The following is a 17,857-nucleotide window of genomic DNA, read 5'->3' as shown; positions in this document are numbered from 1 at the left end:
TCGCTGCCACCCGAACGGAAACGCGCTGGCAGGGTGGGTCGCCCGGTGTTCAGCCCGCCCGCGGGGCGGGCCGGACGCGCCCGCGGACCTCCCCGAGACCCAGCCGCGTGCCGTCCGGACCCGGCGCTGTCGCGGTGATGACCACCTCGTCGCCGTCCTCCAGGAAGGTGCGCACCGAATCGCCGACGTGAATGGGCACGGTTGCGCCCCAACTCATTTCGATGAACGACCCGTAGGTGTCCGGTTCCGGCCCGGAGACCGTGCCCGACGCGAACAGATCACCGGGCCGGGTGCCCGCGCCGTTGGCGGTGAGATGCGCGAGCATCTGCGCGGGCGACCAGTACATCCGGGCGTAGGGCGGACGGGAGACCTGGTGCCCGTTCCAGTGCACGGCCAGCTCGATGTCGAGGCTCCACGGGTCACTCGCCCGCAGATAGGGCACGGGGACCGGATGCTGGGGCGGCAACGGAATCCGCGCGTGGGTCAGCGCTGCCAGCGGAGTCACCCAGGCCGCCATCGAGGTGGCGAAGGACTTGCCGAGGAAGGGGCCGAGCGGCTGGTATTCCCAGGCCTGGATGTCGCGCGCGGACCAGTCGTCGACCAGGGCGACGCCGAACAGGTGCGCCTCGGCGTCGTCGACGGCGATCGAGGTACCGGTCGGGGAACCGACCCCGATCACGAAACCCAGCTCGGCTTCGATGTCCAGCCGCGTGGTCGGACCGAAAACCGGTGTGTCCGAGTCGGTTCGGCGTTGCCCGCGCGGCCGGACGATGTCGGTGCCCGAGACCACGACGGTGCCCGCGCGTCCGTGATAGCCGACCGGCAGATGCCGCCAGTTCGGCAGCAGCGGTTCGCTGCCCGGCCGCAGCAGCCTGCCGAGGTTGGTGGCATGATCGATGCCGGCGTAGAAGTCGACGTAGTCGCCGATCCGGACGGGTAGGTCGAGCCGCACGGTGTCGAGGCGGTGCACCGCGGCGTCGGGCACCTGGCCGTCGACCAGCTCGCGCACCCGCTCGCGGGTGCTGTGCCAGCGCGGCGGTCCGGCGGCGAGGAAGGGGTTCAGCTCCGGCTGCGCGAAGAGCGGATCCGCCAGCGCCACAGCCAGATCGATGACGTGCTCACCGAGCCGCACGCCCACCCGCGGTGGCCCGCCCGGTGGGGCGAACACACCGTAGGGCAGGTTGTCCGGGCCGAAGACGGAGTCGGCGGGCACCTCGATCCTCATGCCGGGCCCCGGCCCGACCAGGTCCAGGCGTACCCGGGGTCTTCGCAGGCCAACGCCCCCTCGCCGAGCTCGAGCGGCCGGAAGGTGTCGACCATGACGGCCAGCTCGTCGAAGAACTCCGCGCCGATGCTGCCCTCGTAGGCGCCCGGTTGCGGACCGTGGGCGTAGCCACCGGGGTGCACCGACACCGAACCCTGCCCGATGCCCGAGCCCTTGCGCGCCGCGTAGTTCCCGCCCGCGTAGAACATCACCTCGTCGGAATCCACGTTGGAGTGGTAGTAGGGCACCGGAATCGACAGCGGGTGGTAGTCGACCTTGCGCGGCACGAAGTCGCAGACCACGAAGCCGTTGCCCTCGAACGCCTGGTGCACCGGCGGCGGCTGGTGCACCCGTCCGGTGATCGGCTCGAAATCGGCGATGTTCAGGATGTACGGATACAAGCAGCCGTCCCAGCCGACCACGTCGAAGGGATGCGTGGCGTGCACCATGCGTGTGCCGACCACCCGTCCGCCCGCGCGGTGCTTCACCAGCACCTCCACGTCGGTGCCCGTCCGCAGCAGTGGCTCGACGGGCGCGCGCAGATCCCGCTCGCAGTAGGGCGCGTGCTCGAGCAACTGCCCGAAGCGGGACAGGTAGCGCCTGGGCGGGGTGATGTGCCCGGTGGCCTCCACGACGTAGGTGCGCAGCGGGTCGGGGCCGGCGGGCAGCCAGCGGTGCGTGGTCGCGCGCGGGATGAGCACCTGGTCGCCCTGACGCACCGGCAGCGCGCCGAACACCGTCTCCACGATCGCGGCGCCGGATTCCACGTAGACCAGCTCGTCCCCGAGTGCGTTGCGGTACAGCGGGGAGACGCCCTTGGCGGCGACGTAGGACAGGCGTACGTCGGCGTTGGCGAGCAACAGCCGCCGGCCGGTCACCGGGTCGGTGCCCGCCGGGGTGTCGCCGGGAAAGAGCTCGTGCGGGCGCAGATGCCGGTGGCGCAGTGGGTGATTCGGAACGGTCGTCTGATCGGGCAGCGGCTGGTCGGCCGCGTCGACGATGGCCGGGGGCAGGCCGCGGTGGTACAGCAGGGCGGAGTCGCCGGAGAAGCCCTCCTCGCCCATCAGCTCCTCGTAGTAGAGCCCGCCGTGCTCGTCACGGTGCTGGGTGTGCCGTTTCGGCGGCACCGCACCCACCTGTCGATAGAACGCCACCGCAGGCACCTCCCGCCGGGACCGGACGGATCAGTCGCCCTCCATGGTAGTGCCCTCGACAGCGCCGACCTGGGGTTTTCCCGGCGGCGACACGATCGGCGGCGCGTCGCCGAGATCGAACTCGGCGATCACCGGCGCGTGGTCGGAGGCGCCCTTGCCCTTGCGCGCCTCCCGGTCCACCCCGGCGTCGACCACCCTCGCCGCCAGCGCGGGCGAGGCCAGCACGAAATCGATGCGCATGCCCTCCTTGCGGGGGAAGCGCAGGCGGGTGTAGTCCCAATAGGTGTAGACGCCGGGGCCCGGCGCGAACGGGCGCATCACATCGGCGAAACCGGTGTCGAGGATGGCGGCGAAGGCGTCGCGTTCGGGCTGCGAGGTGTGCGTCTTGCCCGCGAAGAACTCCACCGACCACACGTCGTCGTCGGTCGGGGCGATGTTCCAGTCGCCCACCAGCGCGATCTTCGCCGCGGGATCGGCGGCCAGCCAGTCCGCGGCGCTCGCGCGCAAGGCCGCCAGCCACTCCAGTTTGTAGGCGTAGTGCGGGTCGTCGAGGGCGCGGCCGTTGGGGACGTACAGGCTCCACACCCGCACCCCGCCGCAGGTGGCTGCCAGCGCGCGCGACTCCACCACGGGTGCGCTGATCAGCGAGTCGGCGGCGTCCTTGTCGAAGCCGGGCTGGCCGGGGAAGGCGGGCGCGATGTCGGCGAGCCCGACGCGGGAGGCGATGGCGACGCCGTTCCACTGGTTGACGCCCAGATGCGCGACCTCGTACCCCAGCTCGGCGAAGCGCTCGAACGGGAACTGGTCGTCGCGGCACTTGGTCTCCTGCATGGCGAGCACGTCGATGTCGTGCTCGTCGAGCCAGGTCGTGACCCGGTCCAGGCGCGAACGGATCGAATTGACGTTCCAGGTCGCCAGACGCAACGAAAAGCCTTCCTGCACGGTTACGCCGGCGCGGCGTACCGGTAGCGATGGTGGTCGAGGAAGCCGAGGTCGCGGTAGAGCGCGAGCGCGCCCGCGTTGTCGGCGGCCACCTGCACGTAGGCGTGGGTGGCGCCGCGGTCGCGGCCCCAGCGGATGAGCTCCGCGCAGACCAGCGTGGCCAGTCCGTGCCTGCGATGTTCGGCGGCCACCGATACGCAGGACAGCCCGACCCAGCGGCGGTCGTCGGGTGCGGTGGTCACCGCGCCGCGCGCGATCGCGATCGGCCGCGGCAGGCCGAGCGAGGCGAAACCGGTGACGCCTTCGCGCACGGCGGTGAGCACGCCGGTCTCCGGCGGCGGAACCGGCTGGGCGGCGGGGTCCTCGCCGCGGTAACGGTGCATCGCCAGCCATGCCGCGTCCGGCTCCGGCGCGATGCGCACCATCGAGGGGCCCTGCGGGAGGACGAAGTTCTCGATGTCGATGCCGAGCACCAGCGTTTCGCCCCAGGTCTGCCAGCCCGGCGGCGGCGGAGCCAGCCGGTCGGGCAGGACCAGCCGCGGCGGCAGGCCGCGCGCGGTGTACCACTCGCCGATGCGATGCAGCACATCCACGCCGAGGCGGGCGGGTTGCCCGGTTTCGCCCAGCGGCACAGCGGAATTCGCGCGGTCGGTGTAGCCGTGCCCGGCGCGCAGCAACCAGCCGTCCAGCCGGGCGTGCTCGACGCCGGGCCAGGCGTCGGCGGCGGCCGCCTCCAACGCGCGGATCTCGGCGGTCCGAACCGGCCTGGGGCCCACCGCCTTCAGCGCGACCACCCGGTCCGCGGCCACCGCCACGGTCCGGCCGTCGCCGTCGCGCACGGTCGGCGGGTCCAGCGCGATCAGCTCGCCGATCACGTCGGTCATCGGCTGGGGATATCCGGCGGGCAGCAGGTACCGCATCACCACCCGGTGGCCCAGCGGAATCGCGTGCGGGCTCGTCGGCTCAGTCGTCATGGCCGAACGGGTCGGGCACCTCGCCGGGCACCCAGCTCAGGCCGGGCACGCCCCAGCCGTTGCGCTTGATCGTCTTCTTGGCCGCCCGGGCGTGGCGGCCGACCAGCTTGTCCACGTACAGATAGCCGTCGAGGTGGCCCACCTCGTGTTGCAGCATCCGCGCGAAGAAGCCCTTGCCCTCGATGTCGACCGGTCCGCCGTTCTCGTCGATGCCGGTGACGCGCGCCCACTCGGCGCGGCCGGTGGGGAACTGCTCACCGGGCACCGACAGGCAGCCCTCCTCGTCGTCGTCCGGATCGGGCATGGTCTCGGGGATCTCGGAGGTCTCCAGCACCGGGTTGATCACCGCGCCACGGCGCCGCACGGGCTGCCCGTCGGGGCCCGCGTCGGGGCAGTCGTAGACGAACAGCCGCAGCGGCACGCCCACCTGGTTGGCGGCCAGGCCCACGCCGTTCGCGGCGTCCATGGTCTCGTACATGTCCGCGATCAGGCCGGCCAGTTCCTCCGGGGTCTGGGTGACCCGCTCGGTCGGGTTGTGCAGCACGGGGTCACCGACGATCACGATGGGGAGGATTGCCATGACCGGAAAGCCTACTCGGCGGGCCCGCCTGACCTGCGGCGGACCGCGTGACGCCGGACACGGACCTACCGCCCGGTAAACAACACGCCGGGGCGAAGGCCGAACCATCCCCGGCCGCCGTGGTTCAATGATGCGCGACGTACAAGCACCATTTTCGTCTGGTGGTCACTCGGCGAGGGAGCGAGATGGACGGCGCAGCGGCTCGGAATCCTTCCGCGATCCAGAACAGCCCTTCCGAAGAAGACGACAGCGGCCTGTCCCGCCGCGAACTCGACATCCTGGCCTTCGAACGGCAGTGGTGGAAATACGCCGGTGCCAAGGAGGAGGCCATCCGCGAGCTGTTCGGGATGTCGCCGACGCGCTACTACCAGGTGCTCAACGCGGTCGTGGACCGTCCCGAGGCGCTGGCCGCCGACCCGATGCTGGTGAAGCGGCTGCGCAGGTTGCGCGCGAGCAGGCAGAAGGCAAGGGCCGCGCGGCGTCTCGGTTTTCAGGTATGACCGGCGTGACGCGGGCGCACCGGCGCCGTGAAGGACTAGGGTCGGCACCGTGAACTACCCCAATCCCACCTCCGGCGGGCCGCCGTTGCGCGCGCTGGCGATGGTGTTGATCGCGCTCGCCATCGTGTTCGCCGGTCTGGGCGCGATGTCGATGTCGAGTTCGGATTCCGACGGCGAGGAGTCCGCCGCGCCCACCACCACGAGCGCGGCCGCTCCGGCGGCGACCACGACCACCACCGCGGCACCGGCGACGACGGCGACCACCACGGTGGCGAGCACACCGCCGCCGCCCCCACCGCCCGAACCGCAGGTCGCCGCCCCGCCGGCGCCTGCCGTGGATCGCGCGGTGCCGGTGCGGGTGCTCAACAACAGCCTCGTCGCCGGGCTGGCCAACCGCACCGCCAACCAGCTCGCCGCGAACGGCTGGACCAATGTCACCGCGGGCAACTACGCGGCCGGCACGCTGGCGAAAACGACCGTCTACTACGGTAATTCGGCGGCCGAGCGGGAGGCGGCGCTGGCCATCGCGCAGGAGCTGGGCGCGGTCGCGGAACCCAAGTCCGCCGGTGTCGGGGACGGATCGGCCGGTGTGATCGTCATCCTGACGGGTAACTGATTGCCGAGCGCTCCCGCGCGGCCCCGCAACCGGGCAGCACCGGGCGCGTGGCATCATCGTGACCGGTAACGAACCTGTCCACCCAGCTTTACTCGTAAACTCGGTACTCGTAAAGGAGTTCCCCCGATGGCCCCGTCCACAACTCGTCGCCCGTCCTGGCGGACTGTGACCCCGGTGCTTGCGGTCGCGGTCCTCGGCCTGGCCGCCTGCTCCAACAGCCAGGAGTCCAGCGACGTCAAGGGCACGACGCCGCCCGTGTGGACCGGCGCCTCCGCGCCCGCCACCACCGGCGCGGACCACGGCGAACACGCTTCCGGCACGGGCGCCACCGCCGAGCTGAAGGATGCCTCGGGCGCCTCGGTCGGCACCGCGAACATCACCGAGGAGGGCGGCCACCTGGTGATCACCGTCGAGGCCCGCGGCCTGCGGCCCGGCTTCCACGGCCTGCACTTCCACCAGAACGGCGCCTGCGAGCCGAACTCGGTGGCCCCCACCGGCGGCCCGGCGGGCGACTTCCTCTCCGCGGGCGGCCACCTGCAGGTCGGCAACGCCAACTCGCATCCGGCCAGCGGCGACCTGACCTCCCTGCAGGTGCGCGGCGACGGCTCGGCGCGGCTGGTCACCACCACCGACTCGGTGACCCTGAACGACGTGAAGAACCGGGCGCTGATCATCCACTCCGGCGCGGACAACTTCGGCAACATTCCGGACCGCTACCAGCGTGAGGGCGGCGCCGGCCCGGACGACACCACGCTGGCCACCGGCGATGCGGGCAGCCGGGTCGCCTGCGGAGTGGTCCACTAACCGAGTAGACGGGGGACGGAGATGGCCGGGGTAGTCGAGAGCGTTCCGTTCGAGGGTTCGCCCCGGCCCACGATCGGGATCGAATGGGAAGTCGCCCTGGTCGACAAGGTCACCAGGGATCTGTCCAACACCGCGGCCGCCGTCTTCGACGCCGTCGGTGACCTACGCGCCTGGGACGGCACTCCGCAGGTCACCAAGGAGTTGCTGCGCAACACCGTCGAGATCGTCACCGGCGTGCACGAGACGGTCGGCGCGGCGGTGGAGGATCTGCGCGGCACCATGGACAAGGTGCGCCGCGCGGCCGACCCGCTCGGGGTCGACGTGTTCTGCGCGGGCACCCATCCCTTCGCGCAGTGGTCCACCCAGCAGCTCACCCGTTCGCCGCACTACGACGAGCTGATCGAGCGCACCCAGTGGTGGGGCAGGCAGATGATGATCTGGGGCGTGCACGTGCACGTCGGGGTCTCGCACCGGGAGAAGGTCTTTCCGATCCTGAACTCGTTGCTGACCACCTTCCCGCACCTGCTGGCGCTGTCGGCATCCTCGCCGATGTGGGCGGGGTCGGACACCGGGTACGCCAGCAACCGCACGCTGATGTTCCAGCAGTTGCCCACCGCGGGCCTGCCCTTCCAGTTCGAGAACTGGCGCCAGTTCGAGCACTTCGTGCACGACGAACTCAAGACCGGGGTGTTCGAGCAGCTCGGCGGCCTGCACTGGGACATCAGGCCCGCACCCAAGTGGGGCACCATCGAGGTCCGCATCTGCGACGGCATCCCCACCCACGCCGAACTGGCCGCCATCGCGGCGTTCATCCACTGCCTGATCGTCGATCTCGACCAGCGCATCGAGGACGGCGAACAACCGATCACGCTGCCGCCCTGGCACGTCCAGGAGAACAAGTGGCGCGCGGCCCGCTACGGCCTGGACGCCATCGTCATCACCGACGCCGACAGCAACGAGCGGCTGGTCACCGACGACCTGATGGACCTGCTCAACCGGCTCGAGCCCACCGCGAAGCGGCTCGGGTGCGCCGACGAACTCGCCTATGTCGCGACCATTCCCGAGCGGGGCGCGTCCTATCAGCGGCAGCGCAAGGTCGCGGCGGCCTCGCAGGGCGATCTGGTGGCCGTGGTGGACGCCCTGGTGCACGAACTGGACCGGTAGCGCCCCGTTCGGTCGCCCGCCGTTCAGCCGGTGACACGGGCGGTGTTCATCGTCCGTTTACTATGGTCGGCGTGCTAGTCGAAAACCCGGGCTCCAGCGTAGGAGGCGCGGCGCGGCAGATGCCGTTGCCCCCGCGCCGGACTCGGGTGGTCGCCGCCGTCGCCGCGGTGCCGGTGTTGCTGGTGGTGCTGCAGGTGATCGCGATCCGCGGTGGTTTCGAGGGGCCGCTGGAGAGCCTGTGGCGCGACTACGCGGGCACGCCGAAATCGATGTCCGTGCCGTGGGCCGGGCTGATCCTGGCGCTGGTCGGAATCTCGATGCGGCGCAGGATCATCGCGTTGGGCGCGGCCGTCGGGATCGATCTGGTCGCGGCGGGCGCGCGGCTGCTGGCGGGGGAGTCGCCCACCGTCGGCAACGGGCCGGTGCTCGTGCTCACCGCGCTCGCGCTGATCGCGTGGCTGCGCTGGGAAGGCGTCGAACGGCGCAACGCCCTGCACGCGGCCGCGCTGGGCGCGCTGCTGGTGCTGGCGACCAAGGTCGGCGACGTCTGGTTGCACGTCACCGTGCTGGCCGGTCCGGGTGTCCTCGACGAATACCTGATGCTCGCCGACCATGCCCTCGGCGACCCGTCCTGGGTGATGGGCCGGGTGCTCGACACGCTCGGGCCGGTGGCCTACGCGGTACTGCACTGGGTCTACATCGAACTGCCGGTCGCCGCGATCGTGGTGGCGGTCTGGCAGTTGCGCCGGGTGGTCGATTCCGGCCGCTGGCCCAGCCACTACCTGGTGCGCACGTTCCTGGTGCTCGGCCTGGTCGGTCCGCTGGTGTACGTGATCTTCCCGGTGGTCGGCCCGATGTTCGCGTTCGGGCCGGACGGCCACGGCCTGCAGGTCGGCAACTACTGGCCGGACGTGGTGCCGCCGATCGATCGCAGCCCGGGCGCGCTGCCCTTCGACGAGGCCACCCCGCGCAACTGCATGCCGTCCATGCACACGGCGTGGGCGCTGGCGGTGTTCCTGCACAGCCGCCGCGACGTGGACGGCTCACCCGCGCCGCGCTGGCTGCGCTGGGGCGGGACGTTCTGGTTGCTCGCGACGCTGGCGGCCACCCTCGGTTTCGGCTACCACTACGGCGTCGACCTGGTCGCCGGTGCGGTGCTGTGCCTGACCGTGGAGTCGGCCCTGCGCGAGCCCGAGCGCGGCTGGGGCTGGTTCCGGGTGCGGCTGGTCGGCGCGGGCGCGGTGATCCTGGTGACGCTGCTGCTCGGCTACCGCTTCCTGGCCGTGCCGATGGCCGACTACCCGGTGCCGGCGGGCACCATCGTGCTGGCGTTGCTGGCGGGTATGACGGCCGCCTTCCACGCCACCTGGTTCGCCCACCGCACGCCCGCCGCCGAGCCGGTCGAGGCCGCGCGCTGACCGGTGCCGGTCAGAACCGCTCGTCGGGATTCTCCAGGGCGTCGCCGAGTTCGTTGACCATCAGCAGACCGTCGCGGTGCCGCTGTTCGCGGTAGGCGGTGCGGCCGAGCAAGTGCGCGATCACGGGCGCGGTGAGCAGGGTGAACACCCCGACCAGGGCGAGCAGCCAGACGTTGCCCCGGCCCGCGAGTTCGATGGCGGCACCGGCCAGCACCAGGATCAGCCCGACGATCTGCGGTTTGGTGGCGGCGTGCATCCGGGTGAGGGTGTCCGGGAACCGCAGCAGCGCGATGGCGGCCGTGCACGACAGGCCGGCGCCGCCCAGGATGAGCACCGCGGACAGCCACTGCCAGCCGCTCATCGGTCGTCCCGGACGCGGAAGCGGGACACGGCGGCCGAACCGAGGAAGCCGACCAGCGCCAGCGCGATGATGCCGGGCAGCACGGTGGTGTCGCCGGTGTAGGCGGCCCACACGGCCAGACCGGAGGCGGCGATCGCGGTGAGCGAATCCATGCCGACGACCCGGTCGAGCGTGCTCGGCCCGGCCAGGATGCGGTAGCTGGTGATCAGGGCGGCGGCCGCGAGCAGCACGGCCGCGACGGTCACGACGACGGTCACGCACTCACCTCCGGTTCGGTCGGGGAACGCGCCGCTCGAAGGCGGAGATCAGCAGGCGTTCCAGGGTGCGGGTCTGCCGGTAGAACTTCGCCACCGCCTCCTCGCTGCCCACGTCGAGCACGTGCACATACACCAGGCAGCGGTTGCGATCGATCTCGAGCACCATCGTGCCGGGGATCAGGTTGAGCAGGTCGGTGGTCAGTACGAGCACCAGGTCCGAGCGGGTGCTCAGGCCGACGCGCAGCACACCCGAGACGGGCGCACCGGCGGGCCGCACCGCGAACCAGGCGATCTGCAGGCTCGATTCCAGCGCGTAGTAGGCGCCCAGCACGATCGCCTGCACGAGCGCGATCGGATTGAACCGGCCCGCCACCGGCATCCTGGGCAGGGGCAGCGCGAGCATGACGATCACGCCGATCACCAACCCGGCCAGCACGTTGGCCACGCTGAGGTCGCCCCACAGCGCGGTGTAGACCGCGGCCAGCCACAGCAGCAGCCCGAGCCGGATCGCGGTCTCCTTCGTCGGGCGCCACCAGGCCCGGCGTTCGGGGCGGTCGCCGGTGCTCGCCGCGTCGATGTCGGTCATCGGAACTCCCCCGGGTCGCCGAGTACGGCGACGACGTAGACGTCCGGATCGTGCAGATCGGCCGCGGCCCGGTCGGCGATGCCCAGGATCGGCCCGGCCAGCACGGTCAGGCTCAGGCCCGCGGCGACCAGCCCGGCGGTGGCCAGCAGCATCAGCGGCGGTATGCGGCCGGGATCGACCCGCTCGTCGTAGCGCACATCGGTGGACTCCTCCACCAGGGTGGGCGGCTTGGCGGCGGCGAGGTGGCCCTCGGGCGCTTCCGCGCGGGGGCGCCAGAACGCCTTGGCCCACACCAGCGCGACGACATAGAGGGTGAGCAGGCTGGTCGCCACCGCACCCGCCACCAGCACCCAGGCCAGCACACTGCCGTCGGCCGCGCCCGCCTGCAACAGCGCGACCTTGCCGATGAACCCGGAGAACGGTGGGATGCCGCCGAGGTTGAGCGCGGGCACCAGGTACAGCACCCCGAGCACCGGGCTGGCCGCGGCCAGCCCGCCGAGCCTGCGCAGCGAGGTCGAGCCGGCCTGGCGCTCGATGAGACCGGCGACCAGGAACAGCGCGGTCTGCACGAGAATGTGGTGGGCCACGTAGTACACCGCACCGGCCAGTCCGGCGGCACTGGCCAAGCCCACGCCGAAGATCATGTAGCCGATGTGGCTGACCAGCGTGAACGACAGCAACCGGCGGATGTTGCTCTGCGCGATCGCACCGAGGATGCCGATCAGCATGGTCAGCAGACCGCACACCAGCAGGATGTCGTCGAAGGCGCCGTCGGGGAAGAACAGGCTGTTGGTGCGGATGATCGCGTACACGCCGACCTTGGTGAGCAGGCCCGCGAACACCGCGGTGACGGGCGCGGGCGCGCTCGGGTAGGAGTCGGGCAGCCAGTTCGACAGCGGGAACACCGCCGCCTTGATGCCGAAGGCCACCAACAGCACCGCGAACGCCGCCGTGCGCACGCCCTCCGGGGCCGCGCCCAGCCGCACGGCCAGCTGGGCCAGGTTCACCGTGCCGGTCACCGCGTACACCAGGGCGATGCCGATCAGGAAGATCAGCGACGACAGCATCGACACCATCACGTACGCGATGCCCGCCCGGATGCGTTCGGCGGTCGCGCCCACGGTGAGCAGCACGAACGAGGCGGCCAGCAGCACCTCGAAGCCGACGAACAGGTTGAACAGGTCACCGGCGAGGAAGGCGATCGACACGCCCGCGCTCAGCACCAGGTAACTCGGCCGGTAGATCGAGGTGGGCTGGCGGTCGTCGCCGTCGCGGATGTTCTGGCCCGCGCCGTAGATCGACACCGCGAGCAGCACCACCGCCGAGACCAGCAGCATGCTCCCCGAGAGCCGGTCCACCACCAGGGTGATGCCGATCGGCGGGAACCAGCCGCCCACCTGCACCGCGGTGGTGCCGTCCCGATCGGCCAGGTAGAGCAGCACCGCGGTGATCACCACCACCGCCGACAGCGCGACCAGCATGACGGTGCCCTGGATGCGCGGGCGCCTGCCGAAGATCAGGCAGGCGGCGGCGGCGAGCAGCGGCACCAGCACCGGCAGCGGGGCGAGCGCGGGGAGCAGTTCGGCGGAGAGGGTCACTGTTCGGGGTCCTCCCGCTCGCGGCGGGCGGCGACCTCCGCGTCGTCTTCGTCGGTGGCCACGTGTTCGGTGGTGGTGAGCTTGTAGGCGCGGTAGGCCAGCGCCAGGACGAAAGCCGACAGGCCCATCGTGATCACGATCGCGGTGAGCACCATCGCCTGCGCGAGTGGGTCGGCCATCTCCTCGGTCTCCGCCTTGCCGACGATCGGCGGTTCGCCGCCGGCACCGCCGACGCTGATCAGCAGCAGGTTGACGGCATTGCCGAGCAGGATCATCCCCAGCAGCATCTTCGACACCGCCCGCTCCAGGATCAGATACACCCCGGTGGCGGTGAGCACGCCGATCAGGACGAGCATGGTCAGGTTCGCGCTCATGACCGGGCCTCCTCCGATTCCCGGTCGAGCTCGGCGTCCAGCCGGGCGCCCAGGCTGCGCAGCACGTCCAGCACCAGGCCGACCACGATCAGGTACACGCCGAGGTCGAAGAACAGGGCGGTGACCAGCTTGATGTGCCCGAGCACCGGCAGCGTCACCTCGATGATCGCCGAGGACAGCGGCGGTGCGCCGAGCAGCAGCGAGGTGACCGCGGTGCCCGCGGCGAGGGTGAGACCGGCGCCGAGGACGTGCCCGGCGTCGACCGGCAGCGCCTCGCCCAGTTCGTACGGGCCGCCCGCCAGGTATCGCAGGGTCAGCGCCAAGCCCGCCGTGAGGCCGCCGGCGAAACCACCGCCGGGGGAGTTGTGGCCGGCGAAGAAGAAGTAGATGGACAGCACCATGATGGTCGGGAACACCAGGCGGGTGGTGATCTGCAGGACCATCGAGCGGTCGCGCCGGTCCACCAGCCGCCCGGCGGGCAGCCAGCTCAGCAGGTCGGGGTCGTAGAACGGCGAGTCGGCGGCGCGGGGCGCGCTGCCGTAGCGGCGGGTGCGGAACACCAGCGAGGCGACACCGGTCGCGGCGACGATCAGCACCGAGATCTCGCCCAGGGTGTCCCAGGCCCTGATGTCGACCAGCAGCACGTTCACCGCGTTCTTGCCGCCGCCGAGTTCGTAGGCCGCGTCCGGGATGAGGTGCCAGATCGGCGCGCCGGAGCGGGCGGCGATGGCGAAGGCCGCGAGCGCGGTGACCACCGCGCCGGTCGCGAGGCCGATCAGCGCGCGGCGCGCCTTGAACGCGGCCGCGCGGCTCGGCTCGATCTCGGCCGGGAACCCGCGCAGCACGAGCACGAAGATCACCAGCGTCACCGTCTCCACCAGGAACTGGGTCAGCGCCAGGTCGGGTGCGCCGTGCAGGGCGAAGATCACGCCGCAGCCGTAGCCGGTGACACCGACGACGATCACGCTGGCCAGCCTGTTGCGCAGCACCGTCGCCGCCAGCGCCATCGCGATCATGATGATGGCGATGGCCACCTGCAGCGGCGAGTCCCACAGCCGCAGCTCGACCCCGGTGCGGGTGCCGACGGCCAGCAGCACCGCGGGCAACACGATGAGGGTGACCAGGATGGTGCCCTGGCTCAACGGCAGCGAACCGCGCTGGACCGCGCCGGTCATCCGGCGCGAGAGCGCGTCCATCCCGCGCAGGGTGGCGTCGTAGGCGCGGTCGGCGTTGCCGAGGCGGGGGTGGCGCGGGTCGACGATGCGTCCGCGGGCCAGGAACAGCGCGAGGCCCGCGACGATCACGATCACCGTCAACAGCAACGGCAGCGTGAACCCGTGCCACAGCGCCAGATGCTCGCGCAGCACACCGGGCAGGCTGCGGGCGTAGGGGCTGGCCAGGTCCTCGGTCCAGCCCGGGACCAGGCCGAGGACCAGGCTCACCGCGGCGAGGATCGCCGGCGGCGCGATCATCAGTGGGCCGGGTGCGTGCCAGTGCGGCCGCACGTCGGGCACTTCGGGTTTGACCGCGAAGGCGCCCCACAGGAACCGCGCGCTGTAGCCGACCGTGAAGGCCGACCCCGCGACCAGCGCGAGGGTCAGCGCGATCCGCGCCGGGGTGTTGAGCACGTCGGCGTCGACCTCGGCCGCGAGCGCGGTCTCCTTGCCGACGAAACCGACCAGCGGCGGGATGCCCGCCATGCTCAGCGCCGACAGGGTCGCGACGGCGGCGAGCAGCGGCTCGCGGCGGCCGAGGCCGGACAGCTTGCGCAGATCGCGGGTGCCCGCGCCGTGATCGACGATGCCGACCACCATGAACAGGCAGGCCTTGAACAGCGCGTGCGCGACGACGAGGGTGACACCGGCCAGCGCGGCGTCCGGCGTGCCGAGGCCGACCAGCACGATCAGGAAGCCGAGCTGGCTGACCGTGCCGAAGGCGAGCACCAGCTTCAGGTCGGTCACCTGCAGGGCGCGCAGGCCGGCCAGCACCATGGTCAGCGCGCCCAGCGTCAGCACGATCGGATGCCAGGGCGGCGAACTCGCGAACACCGGCGCCAGCCGCGCGACCAGGTACACACCCGCCTTCACCATCGCCGCCGCGTGCAGGTAGGCGCTCACCGGCGTGGGCGCGGCCATCGCGCCCGGCAGCCAGAAGTGCAGCGGCACGATCGCCGATTTGCTCAGCGCGCCGATCAGCAGCAACACCACCGCCACCGACACGGCCACGCCGCTCGGCGGTTGTGGCATGGCCAGCAGGTCCGAGAGCAAGTAGGTGCCGGTGGTCTGGCCGAGCAGCACGATGCCCACCAGCATCGCCAGCCCGCCCGCCGCGGTCACCAGCAGCGCCTGCAGCGCCGCGCGCCTGCTCGTGCGGATGGTGTCGTGCCCGACCAGCAGGAACGACAGCACCGTGGTGATCTCCCAGAACACGTACAGCAACAGCATGTTGTCGCTGGTGACCAGGCCGAACATGGCGCCGGCGAAGGCGACGAGCTGGGCGGCGAAGGCACCGAGGCGTGGTTCGTCGTCGGCGAAGTAGCGGGCGCAGTAGAGCAGGATGAGCGAGCCGACGCCGAGCACCAGCGCCGCCAGCACACCGGCGAGCGAGTCGAACCGCAGGTCGATGTTCATCTCGATGCTGGGCGCCCAGCTGATGCGGACCTGCTCGGTGTCGCCCCAGTGCGCGATCACCCAGCCCAACGAGGCCAGGGGAACCAGGGCGAGGGGGATGAACGCGTTGCGGCCCAGCATCCGCACGCACACGGGCGCGACGAGCGCAGCACAGGCGTGTGCGAGCAGAATTACGAGCAAACTGCACTCCGTCGGGTCGTAGCGGCGGGGTGTTGTCCCATGATCCTACGGGGTCCGCGGTCCGGATCCGGACCCGGGTACGTATGGCGTCGGCCATGCCGCACGGCCACGGGCTATGAATCGGCTAACACGATACCGCTGCATCACGTCCGCGATTCGGCGTAACGGCGCAGCGATTCCACCTGGTCGGGATCCAGCGACGGGCGCACCGCGGCACGGGCGGCGGCCACATCGGCGGCGGTGACGTCGGCGGTGTCCACGTCGCGGCGCATCGCGGCCAACGCCGCCTCCCGCAACAGCGCCGCGCAGTCGGCGGCCGAGTATCCGGTGAGATCCGCGGCCAGCGCGGTCAGGTCGACGTCGGCCGCCAGCGGCACCGACCGCCCCGCCGTGCGCAGGATCGCGAGCCTGGCCTCGGCGTCCGGCGGCGGCACGAAGACCAGGCGCTCGAGCCGCCCCGGCCGCAGCAGCGCCGGGTCGATGAGTTCGGGGCGGTTGGTCGCGCCGAGCACCACCACATCGCGCAGCGGTTCGACCCCGTCGAGTTCGGTGAGCAACGCCGCCACCACCCGATCGGCGACACCGGAGTCGCTGCTCTGCCCGCGCCGCGGCGCCAGCGCGTCCACCTCGTCGAGGAAGATCAGCGACGGCGCCGAATCGCGGGCCCGCTGGAACAGCTCGCGCACCGCCCGCTCGGACGAGCCGACCCACTTGTCCATCAGCTCGGCGCCCTTCACCGCGTGCACGCTCAGCTGACCGGAACCGGCCAGCGCGCGGACCAGGAAGGTCTTGCCGCAGCCGGGCGGGCCGTAGAGCAGCACACCGCGCGGCGGGTCGACGCCGAGCCGGGCGAAGGAGTCGGGGTGGCGCAGCGGCCACAGCACCGCCTCGGTGAGCGCCTGTTTCGTCTCGGCCATGTCGCCGACGTCGTCGAGGCCGAGGCTGCCGATGGCCAGCTCCTCGGTGCCCGATCGCGACAGCGGGCGGATCACCGCGAGCGCGCCGAGCAGATCCTCCTGCGTCAGCCGCGGTGGGGCGCCCTCCCGGCTGGCACGTGAGGCGGCGCGCAGGCCCGCCTCCCGGCACAGCGCGGCCAGGTCCGAGATGACGAAACCGGGAGTCCGGGCGGCCACCTCGTCCAGGGCCAGGTCGCCGGTGGGCACCTTGCGCAGCAGCTGCTCGAGCAGCGCGTGGCGCACCGGCGCGGTCGGCAACGGCAGCGCCAGTTCCCGGTCGCAGAGGTCGGGGGCGCGCAACCGGGCATCCACCTCGGTGGGGTGCGCCGTCGTCGCCAGGAAGGCCACCCCGGGTCCGGCGACCGCCGCGCGCAGCTGGTCGAGGATCAAGGTCGCGACCGGTTCGGGCTGGGCGGGCAGCAGCGCGTCGATGTCGGTGACCAGCAGGACACCGCCCTGCCCCGAGCCCACCTCGGCCACCGCGGAGGCCACCTCACGCAGCCGGGTGCCGCTCTCCGCGGCGCCGACGGTCGGGCCGTCGAGTTCGATCACCCGCCGCGGCGCCGCCACCGACCGCGCCAACGTCGCCTTGCCGACCCCGGCGGGCCCGGTGATCAGCACACCGAGGTGGGCGTTCGCGCCGAGCGCGCGCAGCAGTTCCGGTTCGTCCAGCGCCAGGCTCAGCCACTCCGCGAGCTTGGCGGCCTGCGCGTGCACCCCGGCCAGATCCTCGATCGGCACCCGCGCCTCGGCCTCGCGCACCGCCCACTGCCCGGTGGCCGCGCCGTTCGCGCCCGCACCGGCGAAGGCCGCCGCCTCCGCCGCGCCGCGCGCGGTCTCGCCCACCGCCACCGGCGCGCCGGTGGCGGCGCGGTCGGCGGCCTCGCGCGCGGCCATCGCGCCCGCGGCCCACGACACCGCCGTATTGGGTTGCACGCTCACCGGCCCGCGCGCGGGATCGGTGGCGGTCACGGTCAGCAGTTCGGTGGTCCAGGCGATGCCGAAGGTGCGCGAGAGCGCCTGGCTGGCCGCCGAGGAAGGGATGTCGGGGCCGAGGTCTCGCGGCAGCAGCGACACCGTGTCGCCGACGGTCACCACCTTGCCCAGCAGTGCCTGCCGCAGGGTGGCCGCCGGAATGCTGCGCGTGGCGTGCACCGAGCCGCTCACCGAGACCTGCCGGGCCCCGTAGACCGTCGCGGGCGCGACGACCACCGTCTGGTTCTCCCGGATCCCCGCGTTCGACAGCGTCACGTCGTCGAGCAGGGCGACCCCGGCGGGGGTGCCCGCGGGCGCGAGCCCGGCCACCGCCGCCGTGCGCCGCGACCCGGCCAGCGCCACCCCGTCCCACTCGCGCAGGCCGAGGGCGGTCAGCGCTTCCGGATGCAACCGCACCACCCCGCGTCTGGCGTCGGCGGCGGACGGATTCAGTCGAGCGGTGAGCGCCAGTTCTGCCACCGTGCCATTCTGCCTGCGATCGCCCGGTGCGGGCCGGGTCGCGC

At 72.0% G+C, this 17,857-nt stretch carries 17 protein-coding genes; 5 read left to right on the top strand and 12 right to left on the bottom strand.

Features of this window, described 5'->3' with window-relative positions:
• Positions 1-49 precede the first annotated feature (49 nt).
• The 5 genes from fahA to CRM89_RS20350 are packed head-to-tail and all read right to left on the bottom strand — an operon-like array spanning position 50 to position 4,914.
• Positions 50-1,225, bottom strand: a complete 1,176-nt coding sequence (fahA, locus tag CRM89_RS20370; protein WP_098085634.1) for a fumarylacetoacetase — start codon at positions 1,223-1,225, stop codon at positions 50-52.
• Positions 1,222-2,418, bottom strand: a complete 1,197-nt coding sequence (locus tag CRM89_RS20365) for a homogentisate 1,2-dioxygenase (RefSeq protein ID WP_098085631.1) — start codon at positions 2,416-2,418, stop codon at positions 1,222-1,224. Before CRM89_RS20365 ends, fahA begins: the two co-directional genes overlap by 4 nt.
• A 30-nt stretch (positions 2,419-2,448) precedes the next feature.
• Positions 2,449-3,342, bottom strand: a complete 894-nt coding sequence (locus tag CRM89_RS20360; protein ID WP_172964549.1) for an exodeoxyribonuclease III — start codon at positions 3,340-3,342, stop codon at positions 2,449-2,451.
• Between the two features lie 20 nt (positions 3,343-3,362).
• Positions 3,363-4,334 (bottom strand): GNAT family N-acetyltransferase, encoded by a 972-nt coding sequence (locus CRM89_RS20355; RefSeq protein ID WP_098085624.1) that lies wholly within the window; start codon positions 4,332-4,334, stop codon positions 3,363-3,365.
• Positions 4,324-4,914 carry a peptide deformylase gene (locus CRM89_RS20350; RefSeq protein ID WP_011211835.1) on the bottom strand — a complete coding sequence of 197 codons (591 nt, stop codon included), beginning with the start codon at positions 4,912-4,914 and terminating at the stop codon, positions 4,324-4,326. The genes CRM89_RS20355 and CRM89_RS20350 overlap by 11 nt, the downstream gene beginning before the upstream one ends.
• Positions 4,915-5,099: 185 nt before the next feature.
• On the opposite strand from CRM89_RS20350, the gene CRM89_RS20345 reads away from it, so the two are divergent.
• From CRM89_RS20345 to CRM89_RS20325, 5 genes are all read left to right on the top strand, one after another.
• Positions 5,100-5,414: a DUF3263 domain-containing protein gene (locus CRM89_RS20345; protein WP_011211834.1), complete on the top strand. Its 315-nt coding sequence runs from the start codon at positions 5,100-5,102 to the stop codon at positions 5,412-5,414.
• Between the two features lie 49 nt (positions 5,415-5,463).
• Entirely contained in the window at positions 5,464-6,030 is a 567-nt protein-coding gene (locus tag CRM89_RS20340) for a LytR C-terminal domain-containing protein (protein ID WP_011211833.1), read from the top strand.
• A gap of 126 nt (positions 6,031-6,156) precedes the next feature.
• Positions 6,157-6,834 (top strand): superoxide dismutase family protein, encoded by a 678-nt coding sequence (locus CRM89_RS20335; RefSeq protein ID WP_060594124.1) that lies wholly within the window; start codon positions 6,157-6,159, stop codon positions 6,832-6,834.
• 21 nt (positions 6,835-6,855) lie between these two features.
• Positions 6,856-7,998 (top strand): glutamate--cysteine ligase, encoded by a 1,143-nt coding sequence (locus CRM89_RS20330; protein WP_011211831.1) that lies wholly within the window; start codon positions 6,856-6,858, stop codon positions 7,996-7,998.
• A 119-nt stretch (positions 7,999-8,117) separates the two neighbouring features.
• A complete protein-coding gene (locus CRM89_RS20325) occupies positions 8,118-9,416 on the top strand; it encodes a phosphatase PAP2 family protein (protein ID WP_172964548.1) in 1,299 nt (432 codons plus the stop codon).
• A gap of 10 nt (positions 9,417-9,426) precedes the next feature.
• Here CRM89_RS20325 and mnhG read toward each other — a convergent pair whose 3' ends face one another.
• From mnhG to CRM89_RS20290, 7 genes are all read right to left on the bottom strand, one after another.
• A complete protein-coding gene (gene mnhG, locus CRM89_RS20320) occupies positions 9,427-9,777 on the bottom strand; it encodes a monovalent cation/H(+) antiporter subunit G (RefSeq protein ID WP_011211829.1) in 351 nt (116 codons plus the stop codon).
• Positions 9,774-10,034: a monovalent cation/H+ antiporter complex subunit F gene (locus tag CRM89_RS20315; RefSeq protein WP_011211828.1), complete on the bottom strand. Its 261-nt coding sequence runs from the start codon at positions 10,032-10,034 to the stop codon at positions 9,774-9,776. The genes mnhG and CRM89_RS20315 overlap by 4 nt, the downstream gene beginning before the upstream one ends.
• A gap of 4 nt (positions 10,035-10,038) precedes the next feature.
• Positions 10,039-10,620 carry a Na+/H+ antiporter subunit E gene (locus CRM89_RS20310; protein ID WP_060594127.1) on the bottom strand — a complete coding sequence of 194 codons (582 nt, stop codon included), beginning with the start codon at positions 10,618-10,620 and terminating at the stop codon, positions 10,039-10,041.
• Positions 10,617-12,218: a Na+/H+ antiporter subunit D gene (locus tag CRM89_RS20305; RefSeq protein WP_060594128.1), complete on the bottom strand. Its 1,602-nt coding sequence runs from the start codon at positions 12,216-12,218 to the stop codon at positions 10,617-10,619. The genes CRM89_RS20310 and CRM89_RS20305 overlap by 4 nt, the downstream gene beginning before the upstream one ends.
• Positions 12,215-12,592: a Na(+)/H(+) antiporter subunit C gene (locus tag CRM89_RS20300; RefSeq protein ID WP_011211825.1), complete on the bottom strand. Its 378-nt coding sequence runs from the start codon at positions 12,590-12,592 to the stop codon at positions 12,215-12,217. The genes CRM89_RS20305 and CRM89_RS20300 overlap by 4 nt, the downstream gene beginning before the upstream one ends.
• The gene (locus tag CRM89_RS20295; RefSeq protein WP_098085619.1) at positions 12,589-15,402 is read right to left on the bottom strand and encodes a Na+/H+ antiporter subunit A; all 2,814 of its coding nucleotides are present in this window, start codon (positions 15,400-15,402) and stop codon (positions 12,589-12,591) included. Before CRM89_RS20295 ends, CRM89_RS20300 begins: the two co-directional genes overlap by 4 nt.
• Before the next feature lie 143 nt (positions 15,403-15,545).
• Complete coding sequence (locus CRM89_RS20290; protein ID WP_098085617.1) at positions 15,546-17,813, bottom strand: AAA family ATPase; 2,268 nt, start codon at positions 17,811-17,813, stop codon at positions 15,546-15,548.
• Positions 17,814-17,857 lie beyond the last annotated feature (44 nt).

The organism is Nocardia sp. FDAARGOS_372 (genome assembly GCF_002554515.1).
Taxonomy (GTDB): Bacteria; Actinomycetota; Actinomycetes; order Mycobacteriales; family Mycobacteriaceae; genus Nocardia; species Nocardia farcinica.
The sequence above is the reverse complement of the archived record's forward strand: the minus strand, read 5'-3'. Positions and strand labels throughout refer to the sequence as shown.

Excerpts from the sequence above, each read along its gene's own strand:
- CRM89_RS20300 (WP_011211825.1), bottom strand. The coding sequence starts at position 12,592 with ATGAGCGCGAACCTGACCATGCTCGTCCTGATCGGCGTGCTCACCGCC.
- CRM89_RS20325 (WP_172964548.1), top strand. The coding sequence starts at position 8,118 with ATGCCGTTGCCCCCGCGCCGGACTCGGGTGGTCGCCGCCGTCGCCGCG.
- CRM89_RS20345 (WP_011211834.1), top strand. The coding sequence starts at position 5,100 with ATGGACGGCGCAGCGGCTCGGAATCCTTCCGCGATCCAGAACAGCCCT.
- fahA (WP_098085634.1), bottom strand. The coding sequence starts at position 1,225 with ATGAGGATCGAGGTGCCCGCCGACTCCGTCTTCGGCCCGGACAACCTG.
- CRM89_RS20335 (WP_060594124.1), top strand. The coding sequence starts at position 6,157 with ATGGCCCCGTCCACAACTCGTCGCCCGTCCTGGCGGACTGTGACCCCG.
- CRM89_RS20330 (WP_011211831.1), top strand. The coding sequence starts at position 6,856 with ATGGCCGGGGTAGTCGAGAGCGTTCCGTTCGAGGGTTCGCCCCGGCCC.
- mnhG (WP_011211829.1), bottom strand. The coding sequence starts at position 9,777 with ATGAGCGGCTGGCAGTGGCTGTCCGCGGTGCTCATCCTGGGCGGCGCC.
- CRM89_RS20355 (WP_098085624.1), bottom strand. The coding sequence starts at position 4,334 with ATGACGACTGAGCCGACGAGCCCGCACGCGATTCCGCTGGGCCACCGG.
- CRM89_RS20310 (WP_060594127.1), bottom strand. The coding sequence starts at position 10,620 with ATGACCGACATCGACGCGGCGAGCACCGGCGACCGCCCCGAACGCCGG.
- CRM89_RS20350 (WP_011211835.1), bottom strand. The coding sequence starts at position 4,914 with ATGGCAATCCTCCCCATCGTGATCGTCGGTGACCCCGTGCTGCACAAC.